This is a genomic window from Sphingopyxis sp. CR5 (assembly GCF_059693785.1).
Map to the genome: position 1 here is coordinate 54,029 of NZ_JCATIE010000010.1, position 14,428 is coordinate 68,456.

Genomic DNA, 14,428 nt, shown 5'->3' on the forward strand with positions numbered 1-14,428 from the left:
CGCGGGCCCCGGTCGCAACCCGACCGGGGCCCGTTTGCCATTGCGGGGCCGACGCGAGAAGCCTGCCCCCTTGCCTGATCGCCGCAGAACGATAAGAGGGGCACCGCGGAATGGGGGCCGCGCCGAACCCGAACGACGTCCACTCTCCCAGGCGAAGGCATGACACCCCCCAATATCCTGATGGTGGAAGACGATCCGCCGATCCGCACCCTCACTGCCCGCGCGCTGCAGGAACATGGCTATATCGTGCGCACCGCGAGCACCGCGCCCCAGATGTGGGACGCGCTGCGCGCGGCGCCCGCCGACCTGTTGCTGCTCGACGTGATGCTGCCCGGAACGTCGGGGATCGATATCTGCCGCGAGATTCGAAAGACGAGCGACGTTCCGATCATCTTCCTGTCGGCAAAGGGAACCGAGATGGACCGGATCGTCGGGCTGGAACTCGGCGCCGACGATTATATCCCCAAGCCCTTCGGAGTGCGCGAGCTGATCGCGCGCGTCCGCGCCGTGCTGCGCCGCCATGCGATCGAGCGCCCGCCCGCCGACCGCGAGCGCGGCATTCTGCGCTTCGATGGCTGGACCGCCAATCTGCCGCGCCGCGAACTGACCTCGCCCGACGGGGTCGCAATCGAGCTGACCGGCGCGGAATTCGACCTGTTGGTCAGCCTGTGCGACAATGCCCAGCGCGTGATCGCGCGCGAGCGGCTGATCGAGCTTTCGCGCACGCGGCTCGGCGACAGTTCGGACCGCAGCGTCGACGTTCTTATCAGCCGGCTGCGGCGCAAATTGTCGGCCGACGACCGGCCCGCACCGATCGTTACGGTGCGCGGCATCGGCTATATGCTCAACGTTCCGGTGGACCGGCTTTGAAGCTGCTCGAGCGCCGCGCCTTCGGCCTGTTCGGCCAGATCGTGGCGATCCTGTTCGCCGCCGTGCTGCTCGAAAGCGCGGCGAGCACGTTCCTGTACGAGCGCGCAAGCCAGTTTTCGATCACCGGCGACAAGGCGCGACGCCTGGCCGAACATCTGGTGCTGTCGGCAAAGCTGATCGAGGAAGCGCCGGTGGCCGAACGCGACACCGTGGCCTCTGAACTGACGACCTCGCGCTATCACCTGACGTGGCAGGAACGACTGACCAACCCGCCCCCGGTCTCTCCTAAGCTGGAGGTCATCACCCGGCAGATCATCGACTGGGAGCCCGAGATCCAGGCGCGCGACCTGCGCCTCTACCTGCAATCTCCCGGGCGGCACGGGACGATAAGCGGTGCGATCCGGCTCGACGATCGCAGCTGGGTGCGCTTCAGCGCGCGCGACCATATCGGTCAGCTCGACCTCACTGTCGGGCGCGTGTTGTCGACGCTGGTCCCCGCGGTCGCGCTGGTGTTGCTCGCCAGCCTGTTGATCCTTCACACGCTGCGCCCGCTCCGCGACCTCACGAGGGCCGCGGAGGCGATTGGCCAGCGCGATTTCGAACCGGTGCCGATGCGCGGCCCCGCCGAGGTGCGCAAGGTGATCAGCGCCTTTAACGACATGCAGCGACGCATCACCGCGATGATCGCCGATCGCACCCAGGCGCTGGCGGCGGTCGGCCACGATTTTCGTACCCCCCTCGCCCGGCTTCGCCTGCGCGCCGAACGCATCGCCGATCCCGAGGTCGGCCCGGAGATCCAGCACGACATCGTCGAGATGGAAGGGATGATCGATTCGCTGCTCGCCTATCTGTCGGGCGACATCGACCAGCCGGCGAGCGAAGCGACGCGATCCGATCTTGCGATATTGTGCGCGACGATCGTCGACGACGCGAGCGACCACGGTCACGACGTCGTCTATGCCGGTCCCGACCATCTGGTGATGGCGGTGCAGGTGGTCGCGCTCAAGCGCGCGCTGCTCAACCTTGTCGACAATGCGCTGCACTTTGGCAGCCGGGTAGAAGTGCGGCTGCGCGAAGCCGAAAGCTGGGTCGAGATCGAGGTTGGCGACAACGGCCCGGGCATCCCCGACGACCAGCGCGCGCAGGCGCTGCAACCCTTTGCCAGGCTCGACAGCGCACGGGCGCGCGACACGGGCGGATTCGGGCTCGGCCTGTCGATCGTCGAGCGCGTCGCAACGATGCACGACGGCCAATTGAGCTTGGGAATCAGTCACCTGGGCGGATTGGGCGCGCGAATTCGGTTGCCCCGCCGCTGAGCAACATTTCGTTACATAGCCGCCGCACCGCAGCAAAATAGCGGCGCCATTTGCGTGAAACCAATCAGCAAGGAGTGGTTTCATGAACGACGTCATCGGACGCGTGTTCGACTTCGAAAAGCGCGTCTTCCCCAGCCGCAACGATTTGTTCGCCAAGCTCGTCGCCGACGGCCAGAGCCCGAAGGCGCTGATGATTTCCTGCGCCGACAGCCGCATCGTCCCCGAACAGATCATGCAGGCCGAACCCGGCGACCTGTTCGTCTGCCGCAACGCCGGCAATATCGTCCCGCCGTTCGCGACCCAGAATGGCGGGGTATCGTCGACGGTCGAATATGCCGTCGCCGCGCTCGGCGTGCGCGACATCATCGTCTGCGGCCATTCGGACTGCGGCGCGATGAAAGCGCTGATGAACCCGCAGATGATGGACGGAATGCCCAATGTCGCCGCGTGGCTGCGCCACAGCCATGCCGCCGAGCATGTCGTGCGGACCGGATATGACGAGCTCGACGAAGGCGGCCGCGTGCGGGCCGCAAGCCTCGAGAATGTCGTGGTCCAGATCGCCCACCTGCGGACCCATCCGTCGGTTGCCGCCGGAATTGCGCGCGGCGAAATTTCGCTGCACGGCTGGTTCGTCGACATCCATCAGGGCCAGATCCTCGGCCTCGATGGCCAGACGGGCCGATTTGTGCCGATCCGCGCCGAAGACCCCCTGCCCGTCGCCCTCCCCGCCGCGCAGCGCCTCGCAATGAAGGCGAACGAGGCGGAGGCCGCCTGATGTCCAGCCAGGCTCTCCCCGCCAGCCCGGGCACCCTGTCGCGCGACTTCGCGGCGTCGATCGTCGTGTTTCTGGTCGCGATACCGCTGTGCATGGGCATCGCGGTCGCGTCGGGCGTCCCGCCCGAAAAGGGACTGATCACCGGGATCATCGGCGGCATCGTCGTGGGGCTGCTCGCGGGCTCGCCGCTTCAGGTCAGCGGTCCCGCCGCCGGCTTGGCGGTCATCGTGTTCGAGCTGATCCGCACCCAGGGCCTCGAAGCCCTGGGGCCGATCCTGATCCTCGCCGGGCTCGTCCAGCTCGCGGCCGGCATCTTCAAGCTCGGCGGCTGGTTCCGCGCCATCTCTCCGGCCGTGGTCCACGGAATGCTCGCCGGCATCGGCGTGCTGATCGTCATCGGCCAGTTTCACGTTCTGTTCGACGCCCGGCCGCTGGCCAGCGGGCTGGAGAATATCGCCGCGATCCCGGGCCGGCTGCTCGGGCTCGACGCGGCGAGCCCCGGCGGCGCCGAACTCGCGCTGGCGATCGCCGCGGTCACGATCGGCGTGATGCTGGGGTGGGAAAAATGGCGCCCGGCATCGCTGCGCCTCGTCCCCGGCGCGCTGCTCGGCGTCGTCGCGGGAACGCTGGTCGCCATGCTGTTCGGCCTGGCGGTGACGCGCGTCGACGTGCCCGATTCGATCGTCGCCGCGATTGCCCCGCCCGAAACGTCGGTTCTGAGCTGGCTGACCCCCGACATCCTGGCCGCCGCGGTCGCGGTCGCGTTCATCGCCAGCGCCGAAACCTTGCTGTCGGCTGCCGCCGTCGACAAGATGCACGACGGCCCGCGCAGCGACTTCAACAAGGAGCTGCGCGCGCAGGGCGTCGGCAACCTGTTGTGCGGTGGCGCGGGCGCGCTGCCGATGACGGGAGTCATCGTCCGTAGCTCGGCCAATGTGCAGGCAGGCGCGGCAACGCGGCTGTCGGCGGTCCTGCATGGCGTCTGGATCCTGGGCTTCGTCGCGCTGCTCCCCTTCGTCATGCGCGAGATTCCGATGGCGACGCTGGGCGCGGTGCTGGTCGTGACCGGCTGGCGGCTCGTCAAGTTCGACCATGCGCGCGAGCTGTTCCGCAATCACGGACTGCTGCCGGTGCTGATCTGGGCGACGACGCTCGTCCTTGTCGTCGCGGTCGACCTGCTCACCGGCGTGATCGTCGGCATCCTCTTCTCGCTTGTCGAGTTGATCCCCCACCTCCGCCGCCTGCGGCTCCGGGTCGATCGATCGGAAGTCGAAGAAGGCGAACATGTCAGCCTGTCGGGCGCGGCGACGTTCGTCCAGCTTCCCAAACTGGAGGCGACGCTCGGCACGCTTCCGTCCGACAAGCCGGTCACGCTCGATTGCGCACAGCTGTCGGGACTCGACCACAGCTGCGCCGAACTGATCCGCGACTGGGTCGAACGCCGCAAGACGCAGGGCGGACAAACGACCTTGCTGGGCAGCGACCGGCGCCTTCGCGCGCTCGCTGCCTGACCAAAGGGCTCCTACGGGAGGAACGGGTGTGGGTCAGGCGTCAGATCTGGCCCACACTCGCCGCGGTCGGCTGGCCGTCAGTCGCCCACCAGCTTCATCAGCTTGCGTTCGATAGGGGCGAGTATGTTCGCGAGTTCGTCCCCGCGCTTCAGCACCGCCCCGGCTTCGGACACCAGCGCCCACAGACCTTGGCGGCTCCGCAAGGCCGGGCGCTTTTCGATGCGATATTCGGGACGCTCCGCGGTGCGGCGAAAGGCCGAGAAGATCGCGGCATCGCGCTGGAAGTCCATCGCATAGTCGCGCCAGCGCCCCGCCGCGACCATGCGGCCGTAAAGGTCGAGAATGCGGGTCAGTTCCTCACGGTCGAACCCGACTTGCAGCGGTGCCGCGCGCATGACGTGCGGCAAGGGCGTTACCGTTCCCATCAGGCCCGGTTCCGGCTCCCTTTGCGCCGCTGCGGCGCTTCGTCGTCATTGTCCACGGCCGCGGCATCGCGCTCGGCGATCAACGCGGCGAGTTGTTTCTGCAATTGCTCGAGCTGGCATTGCAACAGCTCGACTTTCTGCGTCGCGGGGTCGAAAGTTTCGCTGCACGGCGTGCCATAGGGGACGAACTCGCGCGCATATTCGGTCGCATCGACCAGCGTCGAGCGGGCCGGAATGCCGACCATCACCGCGCCTTCGGGGACGTCCTTCGTGACGACAGCATTGGCGCCGACGCGCGCGCGCTCGTTAACGGTCACCGGCCCGAGTATCTGGGCCCCCGAACCGACGATCACATCGTCGCACAGGGTCGGGTGGCGCTTGCCGCCGATGCCGTTGGCGGGGTCGGTGCCGCCGAGGGTGACGCCCTGATAGATCGAGACATTGTCGGCAATCTCGGCGGTTTCGCCGATCACGACGCCAAAGCCGTGATCGATGAACAGGTGGCGGCCGATCGTCGCGCCGGGATGGATATCGATTCCGGTCAGGAAACGCGCGAGGTGATTGATGAAGCGCGCGAGGAAGAACAGCCGCGCCTCGAACAGCCAGTGGGCGACGCGGTGCATGCCGACGGCGAGCAGCCCCGGGTAGAGAAGAATTTCCCACCGCGACCGCGGTGCGGGGTCGCGCGCCTTGATCGAATCGAGATAGGCGACCAGGCTGTTGAACATCGCATTGTCCCCTGCGATCCTGTTGTCGGCGCAAGATAGAGACGGCGGCGCATCATTTCCACCCCCGACGCGCCTTATTCGTTAACGAGCGAAGAGCCCCAGCCGAAACAGCAGCCACCCCTCGCTGCGCCATCGTCGTTCGCCGCCGCGCGCAGCGATCGCGGCGGCCCAGCGATCGAGCAGAAGCAGCGCGCGCTGTCCGGCGAAAGCGGTGCGGGGCGGCGGGACGGCGTCGCGGGCATCGGCGAACAGTCGGCGCGCATCGTCCTCTTCCTTTTGCTGCGCCGCGCCCCAAAGCAGCCCCCAGCGCCGTCCCGAGACGGGATCGCCGCCCGACAGCCCGAAGAGCGCCGCTCCGAAGGCCGCCGCGGCCGATGCGCGCGCGTCGGCATCTTCGGCCAACAACAGGGCTTCGGCCGCATCGACGAGCGTGTCGAAACCGCCCTGCCCACTCCAGTTCGCCTGAAGGTCGGCAAGCAACGGCTCGCCCTTCGGCAGCGCCGCCGGGTCGGCGGCGAGCAGCGCCAGCATGTCGCGCCACCAGGCAAGCTTGATCTGACCGATCAGCGGCTCACTGGTATCGCGCAACAGCGCCGTCAGCCGCTCGGCAAGCGACCATAGCGCCGCCAGCGCGGGGCGGCGCTCCGGCCGGACCGCGACCAGAACGCGCGGGTCACGCAGGTCGGGATAGGGGGCTTCAGCTTCGCTTGTCATGCAACGACTGCGTTAGAACAGCGCCTATAAATAGAAAACCGTTCGCCCTGAGCTTGTCGAAGGGCCGTTCTTTCTCCGTGATGGCAAGAACGGTGCTTCGACAAGCTCAGCACGAACGGAAATGGGGTGTAGCCCCGCGATCTCAACCGCGATTGCACACCGCCTTCGCTGCCGCGATCACGCGCGGGGTGTCGACGAGCGCCGCCTTTTCGAGATTGGCCGCATAGGGAAGCGGCACATCCTCGTTGCACACGCGCGTGACGGGCGCGTCGAGATCGTCGAAGCCCTGCTCCATCGCGACCATCGCGAGTTCGCTGGCGATCGAACAGGTCGGCCAGCCTTCCTCGACGATGACGAGGCGGTTCGTCTTCTTCAGGCTTGCCAGCACCGTGGCGGTGTCGAGCGGGCGCAGCGTGCGCAGGTCGATCACCTCGGCGTCGATGCCGTCCTCTGCCAGCGCGTCGGCGGCCTCGAGCGCGAGCCCGACGCCGATCGAATAGCTGACGAGCGTCACATCGTTGCCCTCGCGCATGATCCGCGCCTTGCCGATCGGCAGGACGAAATCATCGACCTCGGGCACGTCGAAACTGCGGCCGTAAAGCAGCTCGTTTTCCAGAAAGACGACCGGATCTTCGCTGCGGATTGCGGCTTTCAGCAGACCCTTCGCGTCGGCGGCGTCATAGGGCGAGATCACGATCAGGCCCGGCACGCTCGCATACCACGGCGCATAATTCTGGCTGTGCTGGGCGCCGACTCGGCTTGCCGCGCCGTTCGGACCGCGAAAGACGATCGGACAGCGCATCTGGCCGCCCGACATATAGTTGGTCTTCGCCGCCGAGTTGATGATGTGGTCGATCGCCTGCATCGCGAAGTTGAAGGTCATGAACTCGACGATGGGCTTGAGACCGCCCATCGCCGCGCCGGTGCCGAGCCCTGCAAAGCCATATTCGGTGATCGGCGTATCGACGACGCGCTTGTCGCCGAACTCGTCGAGCAGGCCCTGCGTGACCTTGTACGCACCCTGATACTCGGCGACTTCCTCACCCATCACGAAGATGCGATCGTCGGCGCGCATTTCCTCGGCCATCGCGTCGCGCAGTGCCTCGCGCACGGTCAGGCGGTTCATCGCGGTGCCTTCGGGGATCGCCGGGTCCGACGCGCGTTCGGTCGGGGCGGGCTTTTGCGCCCTTTCTTCCGATTGCCCTGTGCTTGTCGAAGGGCCGTCCTTTTCTTCCGGCGCCGCCGAAGAGGAGGACGGTGCTTCGACAGGCTCAGCACGAGCGGAATTTGAGGAAGCATCCTCTCCCTCGCCCGCGATCGTCGCAATGACGGTGCCGACCTTCACATTGTCGGTGCCCTCGGCAACCAGGATCTGCCCGATCGTGCCTTCGTCGACGGCTTCGAATTCCATCGTCGCCTTGTCGGTTTCGATCTCGGCGAGGATATCGCCCGACTTGACCTCGTCGCCTTCCTTGACGAGCCACTTGGCGAGTGTACCCTCTTCCATCGTCGGCGACAGCGCCGGCATCTTCAGTTCGATCGCCATCTCAATATTGCTCCACCAGCACGTCGGTATACAGTTCGCCGAGTTCGGGCTCGGGCGCATTTTCGGCGAAGTCGGCCGATTCGTTCACGACGGCCCGGATTTCCTTGTCGATTCCCTTGATCTGTTCCTCGCTGACCCCCGCGTCGAGCATCAGCTTTTTCAGTCCCTCGATCGCATCGGACTTGTCGCGCACCGCCTGCACTTCCTCGCGGCTGCGATATTTGGCGGGGTCGGACATCGAGTGACCGCGATAGCGATAGGTCTTGAGCTCGAGCAGGATCGGTCCCTTGCCCGCACGCACCCATTCGAGCGCCGCCTCGGCCGCGCCGCGCACCGCGAGCACGTCCATGCCGTCGACCTGCATGCCGGGGATGCGGAAGCTCTCGCCGCGGCGATAAAGCTGGTCCTCGGCCGAAGAGCGATTGACGCTGGTGCCCATCGCATACTGGTTGTTCTCGATCACGAAGATGATCGGCAGCTTCCACAGCTCGGCCATGTTGAAGCTTTCATAGACCTGGCCCTGGTTCGCGGCGCCGTCGCCGAAATAGGCCATCGCCACGCCGCCATCGCCGCGATATTTGTGCGCGAAGGCAAGGCCGGTGCCGAGCGCGACCTGCGCGCCGACGATCCCGTGTCCGCCATAGAATTTATGCTCGACGCTGAACATGTGCATCGAGCCGCCCTTGCCCTTCGAGATGCCGGCCTGGCGGCCCGTCAGCTCGGCCATGATGACCTTGGGGTCGATGCCATAGGCGAGCATGTGGCCGTGGTCGCGATAGCCGGTGATCACGCTGTCCTTGTCGCCGTCGAGCGCCGATTGCAGGCCCACGGCAACGGCCTCCTGGCCGATGTAGAGGTGGCAGAAGCCACCGATCAGGCCGAGCCCGTAAAGCTGCCCCGCCTTTTCCTCGAAGCGTCGGATGAGCAGCATCTCGCGATAGAATTTCTCGAGCTCTTCCGGAGTCGCCTCATAGGGTGCGGGCTCGCGGGGGGTCTCGCGGTTCGATTTGGGAGCTGGGGTGGATGCAGGTTTTTTTGGCGCGGCGGTCTTGCGCGCGGGTGCTTTGGCCAAGGTGCTTTCCTTTGCGTTTAGCCGTTACGGCAAGGCCCCTATAGGACTGCCCTGCCCCGCTTGGCAACGCCCGCCTCTTCCCCGCGGTTTCGGCACTACGTATGCAAATTGCCCGCTACCCCGGGGTTCAGGGCTTCGCGTTCCCGTCCATCGGGATGGCGATTTCGTCGGGATGCATCACGCCCAGTTTCTCGCGCACATATTCGTCCGCAAGGTCGGGATCCACGCGCCGCCGGTCGAGCAGGTTGACCCGGTTTTGAAGCTCGTTTTCACGCTTGGTCAGCTTCGAAAGCACGACCCGCTTCTTCTCGACCGACTGGCTGTAATCGCCCCAGGCATAGAGGCCGGTCGGCCCGAAAATGATATAGCCGATCATCGCGAGCACCGCGAGCAGCGCGACGGTGGGACCGATGGCCCGGTTCACCGATTTCCGAACTTTGTGGCGCTGCGTCATACGGCCTTGAATCACAAGTGATTCGCGCCGTCAAGGCGCCTTGCGACGGTTTTCCACCGTGGCGGGTTCAAGGAAGACCAGACGAAAATCGCCGCGCTCGACCTCGGCCAGCGTCCGCTGGTCGAACGCAAGGCGGCCCAGCTCCGGATGATCGAATTGCCGTTCGCCGCCCTCGTGCGGCAACACCGCCTGCCGATCCCATTCGGCGGCGAATTCGGGGCTGACCGCGCACAAGCGGTCGACGACCAGGTGAACGCGCGGATCGGTGACCCCGCGCCCGAAATCGCGGCGGAATTCGGACAGGATGCGCGCGGCGCGCGCGCGCCAGTCGGGCAGCAGCGTCCGCGCTGCGGGATGGGTGAAGACATAGTCGAGCAGGTTGGGCAGGTCGTCAACGTCGAACAACCCGACGAACAGCCGGCGCGCCGCGGCGTTGGCACAGCAGACATACCAGGCCGGGTCGAGGCCATAGGCCGGCCAGTCGAGCGCGGCGACCGCCGCCGCGATCGCCGGCGGCGCCGAAGCCGCTGCGGGATGAACGGGGGCGTCGGGATCGCGCCGCCCCGCCAGCGTGAACATATAGTCGCGTTCGGCGCCCGACAGATGCAGCGCATCGGCAAGTCGCGCGAGCGTCGCCGCCGACGGCCGCACGTCGCGCCCCTGCTCGACCCATGCAAGCCAGGTCGTGCCGATACCGGCCTGGTCGGCCAGCTCCTCGCGGCGCAGCCCCGGTGTCCGGCGACGACGCGGCGGCGACGACGGCGTCATCGCTTCGCGCCGCCCCCTAAGGAAGGCCCCCAAAAGCCTGCGCTGTTCCTCGGTCTGCATGATGGGTTTTATAACAGGATAACTTTATCCATTGTAACAGGGTAAATCATCGGCTGGATCGCGGACCCGAAGGAGAAGAAGATGACTGCCTCGCACAATGACCTGGTCCGCGGCCAATTCGGTCCGACCGCCAACGCCTATGTCGCCAGTGCCGTCCATGCGTCGGGCGCCGACCTCGAAACGATCGCCGCGCGCGCGGCCGACGCGGCGCCGAAGCGCGCCCTCGACCTTGGCTGTGGGGGCGGCCATGTCGCCTATGCGCTCGCCCCGCATGCCGGCACCGTCGTCGCCTGCGACCTTGCCCCCGATATGCTGTCCGCCGTGGCGGAGGAGGCCGGGCGCCGCGGGATCGGCACGATCGCAACGCAGGTCGCGCCGGCCGCGGACCTGCCCTTCCCCGATGGTCATTTCGATTTTCTGGCCTGCCGCTTTTCGACCCATCACTGGCACGACGCCGAGGCGGGACTGCGCGAGGCGCGGCGCGTGCTGGCAGCCGGCGCGCGCGCCATCTTCGTCGACGTGGTGGCGCCCGCCGCACCCGCCCTCGACACCCATTTGCAGGCGGTGGAACTGCTGCGCGACGGCTCGCACGTCCGCGATTACCGCATCGACGAGTGGACCGCGATGCTGACACGCGCCGGCTTCGACGTTGGCGGCATGTCCCGGTCGCGGCTGCGCATGGATTTTGCCGACTGGACCGCGCGAATGCGGACGCCCGCCGCGCACATGGCCGCGATCCGCGCGCTTCAGCAACAGGCGAGCGCCGAAACCGCGCGTCACTATGCCATCGAACACGACGGCTCGTTCACGATCGACGTCGCGCTGTTCGAGGTCGGATAGCGCCCGACGCGGGCCGTCTTATCCGAAAGTCGCCATTCCCGGATAGCGCGCCATGTCCCCCAGTTCCTCCTCGATACGGATGAGCTGGTTGTATTTCGCGAGCCGGTCCGAGCGTGCCAGGCTGCCGGTCTTGATCTGACCGCAGTTGGTCGCGACCGCGAGGTCGGCGATCGTCGCATCCTCGGTCTCGCCCGAACGGTGCGACATCACGGCGGTGTAGCGGGCGCGGTGCGCCATATCGACCGCGTCGAGCGTTTCGGACAGCGTCCCGATCTGGTTGACCTTGACGAGCAGCGAATTGGCGAGGCCGTCCTCGATCCCCTGGCCCAGACGCGCCGGGTTGGTGACGAACAAATCGTCGCCGACGAGCTGGCATTTGTCGCCGATCAGGTCGGTCAGTGCCTTCCAGCCGGCGAAATCATCCTCGCTCATCCCGTCCTCGATCGATTTGATCGGATAGTCGGCGACGAGCGCGGCGAGATATTCGGCCATTTGCTCCGGACTGAGCGACAGGTTTTCGCCGCTGATTTCATATTTGCCGTTCTTGAAGAATTCGGTCGCGGCGCAATCGAGGGCCAGCACCACGTCGCTGCCCAGCTTGAACCCCGCCTGGTCGACCGAAGCGGCGATGAAGTCGAGCGCATCGCGCGTCGAGGCAAGGTTGGGCGCAAAGCCGCCCTCGTCGCCGACTGCGGTGGCGAGACCCTTCTGCGCGAGCCCCTTTTTCAGCGTGTGGAAAATCTCGCTACCCCAGCGCACCGCCTCTGCGATGCTGCCGGCGCCGACCGGCATGATCATGAATTCCTGGACATCGATCGGATTGTCGGCATGCTCGCCGCCGTTGATGATGTTCATCATCGGCACCGGGAGCGTGCGCGCCGATACCCCGCCGACATAGCGATAGAGGGGCAGGCCGCGCGCATCCGCCGCGGCCTTCGCGGCCGCAAGGCTGACGCCCAGGATCGCATTGGCGCCGAGGCGGCCCTTGTTGGGCGTCCCGTCGAGGTCGATCATCGCCATGTCGATGTCGCGCTGGTCTTCGGCTTCCATGCCGATCAGCACTTCGGCGATCTCGCCGTTCACCGCCGACACCGCCTTGGTGACGCCCTTGCCCAGATAGCGCGCCTTGTCGCCGTCGCGCAGTTCGACCGCTTCGTGCGCGCCGGTCGAGGCGCCCGACGGAACCGCGGCGCGGCCAAAGCTGCCGTCCTCCAGCAACACGTCGACTTCGACCGTCGGATTGCCCCGGCTGTCGAGAATTTCGCGGCCGTGAATGTCGATGATGGCGGTCATGGAACGTGTCCTGCTGAAAAGGGGCCGGCGCGCGGCCCGGTGGAGAAGGCGCCCGCCTGTTATCGGCGGCATCCGGCCAAGGCAAGGTGCATAGGAATTTTACGCAGATACCGACGAATTTTGCGGCGCTATGGAACCATTTCGCGCGCCTTGCTATATATTGATACAGGACCGAAAAGGGCCGGGCACTAGCCGTCGATCGCCGATCGCCGCAAAGTGGCGCGCCCCTATAAGAAGAAGGATCACGCCCGATGGCCAAAGCCGCTACTCCCGCCGCCAAGAAAGCCACGCCCCGCGCGCCCGCGAAACCCGGCGCGACGAAAAAAGCGCCCGCGCGCAAACCCGCGGCGCCGAAGGCGGCCGCTGCCGAGCATCCGATCCGCGACCAGCTGGCCGCGACCCGCGACACGATAAAGAGCGAGGCGTCGAAGAAGGCCGCATCGATGAAGAGCGATGCGACCAATTTCGCCAACCAGGCGTCCACGAAGGCGCGCGACGCGGCGACCAAAGGCAAGGACAAGGCCGCCGAAGCGGTCGGCAGCCTTGCCAAGATGCTGGAGGACAGCGCGGGCACGGTCGACGACAAATTCGGCAAGCAATATGGCGACTATGCCCGGTCGGCGGCCTCGACCGTCGCCGGCCTTGCCTCGACGCTCGATCAGAAGGATCTCGACGAGCTTGCAGGCGCGACCCGCGACTTCGTGAAGAAGAGCCCGGCGGTCGCCGTCGGCGCGGCGGCGGTGATCGGCTTTGTGCTCGCCCGGATGCTGAAGGGCGGATCGAACGACTGATCCGGCCTTGACGTCTCCCGACCCCGACACTTCGCCCGACCCCGAAACCCGGCGCGGCTACGACCGCGTCAGCCACGGCTTTGCGCCCGAAGGTTCGCCCGAATCGACGCCGCCGGTACCGCTTGAGGACATCGTACGCGACGTCGTCGACAATCTGTCGGAGACCGCCAGGGCCGAAATGACCCTGCTCGAAGCGCGGGCCGCGCTGGCCGGGCATGGGGTGAAATGGGCCTCCGCCTGGGGCTTCGTCGCCGCCTGTGCGCTTCTGGTCGCGATGCTGGCAATCGCGTTCGGTGCGATCCTCGTGCTGGCGCCGCACATCGGGCCGCTGCTTGCGACGCTGGTCGTCGTCGCCGCGCTGGTTGCGCTTGCCGCCTTTTCAGGGTGGCGCGCGAAATCGAGCGCCGGGGACGTCCGGACCGCGCTGCGCCGCGACCTGATGCACGAAGCGGGAGAGGATTGATGCGACCATCGCGAGCCCGCCTGATCAACGCCGCGCGCCGGTCGATGCTCCAGCGCAGCGAGTTGCAACGCAAGCTCGATACCGCGCGCGGGGCCTTCAAGCCCACCGCGCTCGTCGGCCGCGCCAAATATCGCGTCGGTGCAAAGGTCGACGACACGGCCCATGCGGTGCGCGAGCAGTTTCGCAGCAATCGCCTGCCGATCGCGCTTGCGGCGGTCGCCGGTGCGGTCTGGCTCTTCCGCGAGCCGATCCGCGAGCACGCCCCGCGCCTCGGCCGCAGGCTGCGCGATACGGTCGACGCGACGATCGACCGCTTCCGCCCGGCGCACGATGACCATGCCCCGGCCGACGAGGCCGAAACAGATACCGATATGGAGGACTATGACGATGAAACCGCTGCGTGACACCGCCCGCGAGACGCGTGCGAAAGCGAGTGAACTTGCGGAGAAAACCGCCGAAAACGCCAGGGCGACCGCCGACGCGGCGCGCGCCCGGATCCAGGAAGGCTATGGCCGCGCCCGCACGGCGACCAGCGAACTGGCCAGCAAGGGCCGCGAACAGGCGGACGTCGCGCGCGAAGCCGCAGGACAGGCCTATGAAAAGGGCAAGGCGCAGGCGAGCGAAGCCTATGCCAAGGGAAAGGTCCAGGCGAAGCGCGCCAACAGCAAGCTGAAGGACGTTGCCAAGGAACAGCCGATCGCCCTCGTCGCGGGCGCGATCGCACTCGGCGCACTTGTCGGGTCGCTGCTGCCCAAGGGCGGTCGACGCGACTCCTGACGGCCGGTGCGCCTCATCCGCTTGC

General features: G+C 66.7%; 17 protein-coding genes. 9 read left to right on the top strand and 8 right to left on the bottom strand.

What is annotated here, in order from left to right; translation table 11 throughout:
* Positions 1 to 159 precede the first annotated feature (159 nt).
* The 4 genes from AC58D2_RS15545 to AC58D2_RS15560 all read left to right on the top strand — a co-directional run bounded on the left by AC58D2_RS15545 (position 160) and on the right by AC58D2_RS15560 (position 4,472).
* Positions 160 to 870, top strand: a complete 711-nt coding sequence (locus AC58D2_RS15545; protein ID WP_497391880.1) for a response regulator — start codon at positions 160 to 162, stop codon at positions 868 to 870.
* Complete coding sequence (locus tag AC58D2_RS15550; protein WP_497391882.1) at positions 867 to 2,186, top strand: ATP-binding protein; 1,320 nt, start codon at positions 867 to 869, stop codon at positions 2,184 to 2,186. The genes AC58D2_RS15545 and AC58D2_RS15550 overlap by 4 nt, the downstream gene beginning before the upstream one ends.
* Before the next feature lie 82 nt (positions 2,187 to 2,268).
* The gene (locus AC58D2_RS15555) at positions 2,269 to 2,961 is read left to right on the top strand and encodes a carbonic anhydrase (RefSeq protein ID WP_497391884.1); all 693 of its coding nucleotides are present in this window, start codon (positions 2,269 to 2,271) and stop codon (positions 2,959 to 2,961) included.
* Positions 2,961 to 4,472 (top strand): SulP family inorganic anion transporter, encoded by a 1,512-nt coding sequence (locus AC58D2_RS15560; protein WP_497391886.1) that lies wholly within the window; start codon positions 2,961 to 2,963, stop codon positions 4,470 to 4,472. Before AC58D2_RS15555 ends, AC58D2_RS15560 begins: the two co-directional genes overlap by 1 nt.
* Positions 4,473 to 4,549: 77 nt before the next feature.
* Here AC58D2_RS15560 and AC58D2_RS15565 read toward each other — a convergent pair whose 3' ends face one another.
* From AC58D2_RS15565 to AC58D2_RS15595, 7 genes are all read right to left on the bottom strand, one after another.
* Positions 4,550 to 4,897 carry a DUF2794 domain-containing protein gene (locus AC58D2_RS15565; RefSeq protein ID WP_497391888.1) on the bottom strand — a complete coding sequence of 116 codons (348 nt, stop codon included), beginning with the start codon at positions 4,895 to 4,897 and terminating at the stop codon, positions 4,550 to 4,552.
* Positions 4,897 to 5,625, bottom strand: coding sequence for a serine O-acetyltransferase (gene cysE, locus AC58D2_RS15570; protein WP_497391890.1), 729 nt, complete (start codon positions 5,623 to 5,625; stop codon positions 4,897 to 4,899). The genes AC58D2_RS15565 and cysE overlap by 1 nt, the downstream gene beginning before the upstream one ends.
* A gap of 81 nt (positions 5,626 to 5,706) precedes the next feature.
* Positions 5,707 to 6,339 carry a hypothetical protein gene (locus tag AC58D2_RS15575; RefSeq protein WP_497391892.1) on the bottom strand — a complete coding sequence of 211 codons (633 nt, stop codon included), beginning with the start codon at positions 6,337 to 6,339 and terminating at the stop codon, positions 5,707 to 5,709.
* A gap of 142 nt (positions 6,340 to 6,481) precedes the next feature.
* Positions 6,482 to 7,885 carry a pyruvate dehydrogenase complex E1 component subunit beta gene (locus AC58D2_RS15580; RefSeq protein ID WP_497391894.1) on the bottom strand — a complete coding sequence of 468 codons (1,404 nt, stop codon included), beginning with the start codon at positions 7,883 to 7,885 and terminating at the stop codon, positions 6,482 to 6,484.
* Position 7,886: 1 nt separating this feature from the next.
* Positions 7,887 to 8,957: a pyruvate dehydrogenase (acetyl-transferring) E1 component subunit alpha gene (gene pdhA, locus AC58D2_RS15585; RefSeq protein WP_497391896.1), complete on the bottom strand. Its 1,071-nt coding sequence runs from the start codon at positions 8,955 to 8,957 to the stop codon at positions 7,887 to 7,889.
* A gap of 127 nt (positions 8,958 to 9,084) precedes the next feature.
* The gene (locus AC58D2_RS15590; RefSeq protein WP_497391898.1) at positions 9,085 to 9,411 is read right to left on the bottom strand and encodes an FtsB family cell division protein; all 327 of its coding nucleotides are present in this window, start codon (positions 9,409 to 9,411) and stop codon (positions 9,085 to 9,087) included.
* 30 nt (positions 9,412 to 9,441) lie between these two features.
* The gene (locus tag AC58D2_RS15595) at positions 9,442 to 10,239 is read right to left on the bottom strand and encodes a helix-turn-helix transcriptional regulator (protein ID WP_497391900.1); all 798 of its coding nucleotides are present in this window, start codon (positions 10,237 to 10,239) and stop codon (positions 9,442 to 9,444) included.
* Between the two features lie 81 nt (positions 10,240 to 10,320).
* Here AC58D2_RS15595 and AC58D2_RS15600 point away from each other — a divergent pair, with 81 nt between their 5' ends.
* The gene (locus tag AC58D2_RS15600; protein ID WP_497391902.1) at positions 10,321 to 11,079 is read left to right on the top strand and encodes a class I SAM-dependent methyltransferase; all 759 of its coding nucleotides are present in this window, start codon (positions 10,321 to 10,323) and stop codon (positions 11,077 to 11,079) included.
* Between the two features lie 18 nt (positions 11,080 to 11,097).
* Here AC58D2_RS15600 and eno read toward each other — a convergent pair whose 3' ends face one another.
* Positions 11,098 to 12,372, bottom strand: coding sequence for a phosphopyruvate hydratase (gene eno, locus AC58D2_RS15605; protein ID WP_497391904.1), 1,275 nt, complete (start codon positions 12,370 to 12,372; stop codon positions 11,098 to 11,100).
* A gap of 251 nt (positions 12,373 to 12,623) precedes the next feature.
* Here eno and AC58D2_RS15610 point away from each other — a divergent pair, with 251 nt between their 5' ends.
* From AC58D2_RS15610 to AC58D2_RS15625, 4 genes are read left to right on the top strand one after another with little or no spacing between them, the layout of a single operon-like run.
* On the top strand, positions 12,624 to 13,163 hold the full coding sequence (locus AC58D2_RS15610; protein ID WP_497391906.1) for a hypothetical protein: 540 nt from the start codon (positions 12,624 to 12,626) through the stop codon (positions 13,161 to 13,163).
* Between the two features lie 7 nt (positions 13,164 to 13,170).
* Positions 13,171 to 13,626 (top strand): phage holin family protein, encoded by a 456-nt coding sequence (locus AC58D2_RS15615; RefSeq protein WP_497391908.1) that lies wholly within the window; start codon positions 13,171 to 13,173, stop codon positions 13,624 to 13,626.
* Positions 13,626 to 14,030, top strand: a complete 405-nt coding sequence (locus AC58D2_RS15620) for a hypothetical protein (RefSeq protein WP_497391910.1) — start codon at positions 13,626 to 13,628, stop codon at positions 14,028 to 14,030. Before AC58D2_RS15615 ends, AC58D2_RS15620 begins: the two co-directional genes overlap by 1 nt.
* Positions 14,014 to 14,403: a hypothetical protein gene (locus tag AC58D2_RS15625; RefSeq protein WP_497391912.1), complete on the top strand. Its 390-nt coding sequence runs from the start codon at positions 14,014 to 14,016 to the stop codon at positions 14,401 to 14,403. The genes AC58D2_RS15620 and AC58D2_RS15625 overlap by 17 nt, the downstream gene beginning before the upstream one ends.
* Positions 14,404 to 14,428: the final 25 nt, after the last annotated feature.

Bases quoted from the DNA above. Each gene is read 5' to 3' on its own strand.
- AC58D2_RS15545 (WP_497391880.1), top strand. From the start codon at position 160: ATGACACCCCCCAATATCCTGATGGTGGAAGACGATCCGCCGATCCGC.
- AC58D2_RS15555 (WP_497391884.1), top strand. From the start codon at position 2,269: ATGAACGACGTCATCGGACGCGTGTTCGACTTCGAAAAGCGCGTCTTC.
- AC58D2_RS15560 (WP_497391886.1), top strand. From the start codon at position 2,961: ATGTCCAGCCAGGCTCTCCCCGCCAGCCCGGGCACCCTGTCGCGCGAC.
- AC58D2_RS15565 (WP_497391888.1), bottom strand. From the start codon at position 4,897: ATGGGAACGGTAACGCCCTTGCCGCACGTCATGCGCGCGGCACCGCTG.
- cysE (WP_497391890.1), bottom strand. From the start codon at position 5,625: ATGTTCAACAGCCTGGTCGCCTATCTCGATTCGATCAAGGCGCGCGAC.
- AC58D2_RS15575 (WP_497391892.1), bottom strand. From the start codon at position 6,339: ATGACAAGCGAAGCTGAAGCCCCCTATCCCGACCTGCGTGACCCGCGC.
- AC58D2_RS15580 (WP_497391894.1), bottom strand. From the start codon at position 7,885: ATGGCGATCGAACTGAAGATGCCGGCGCTGTCGCCGACGATGGAAGAG.
- AC58D2_RS15590 (WP_497391898.1), bottom strand. From the start codon at position 9,411: ATGACGCAGCGCCACAAAGTTCGGAAATCGGTGAACCGGGCCATCGGT.
- AC58D2_RS15595 (WP_497391900.1), bottom strand. From the start codon at position 10,239: ATGCAGACCGAGGAACAGCGCAGGCTTTTGGGGGCCTTCCTTAGGGGG.
- AC58D2_RS15600 (WP_497391902.1), top strand. From the start codon at position 10,321: ATGACTGCCTCGCACAATGACCTGGTCCGCGGCCAATTCGGTCCGACC.
- eno (WP_497391904.1), bottom strand. From the start codon at position 12,372: ATGACCGCCATCATCGACATTCACGGCCGCGAAATTCTCGACAGCCGG.
- AC58D2_RS15610 (WP_497391906.1), top strand. From the start codon at position 12,624: ATGGCCAAAGCCGCTACTCCCGCCGCCAAGAAAGCCACGCCCCGCGCG.
- AC58D2_RS15620 (WP_497391910.1), top strand. From the start codon at position 13,626: ATGCGACCATCGCGAGCCCGCCTGATCAACGCCGCGCGCCGGTCGATG.
- AC58D2_RS15625 (WP_497391912.1), top strand. From the start codon at position 14,014: ATGAAACCGCTGCGTGACACCGCCCGCGAGACGCGTGCGAAAGCGAGT.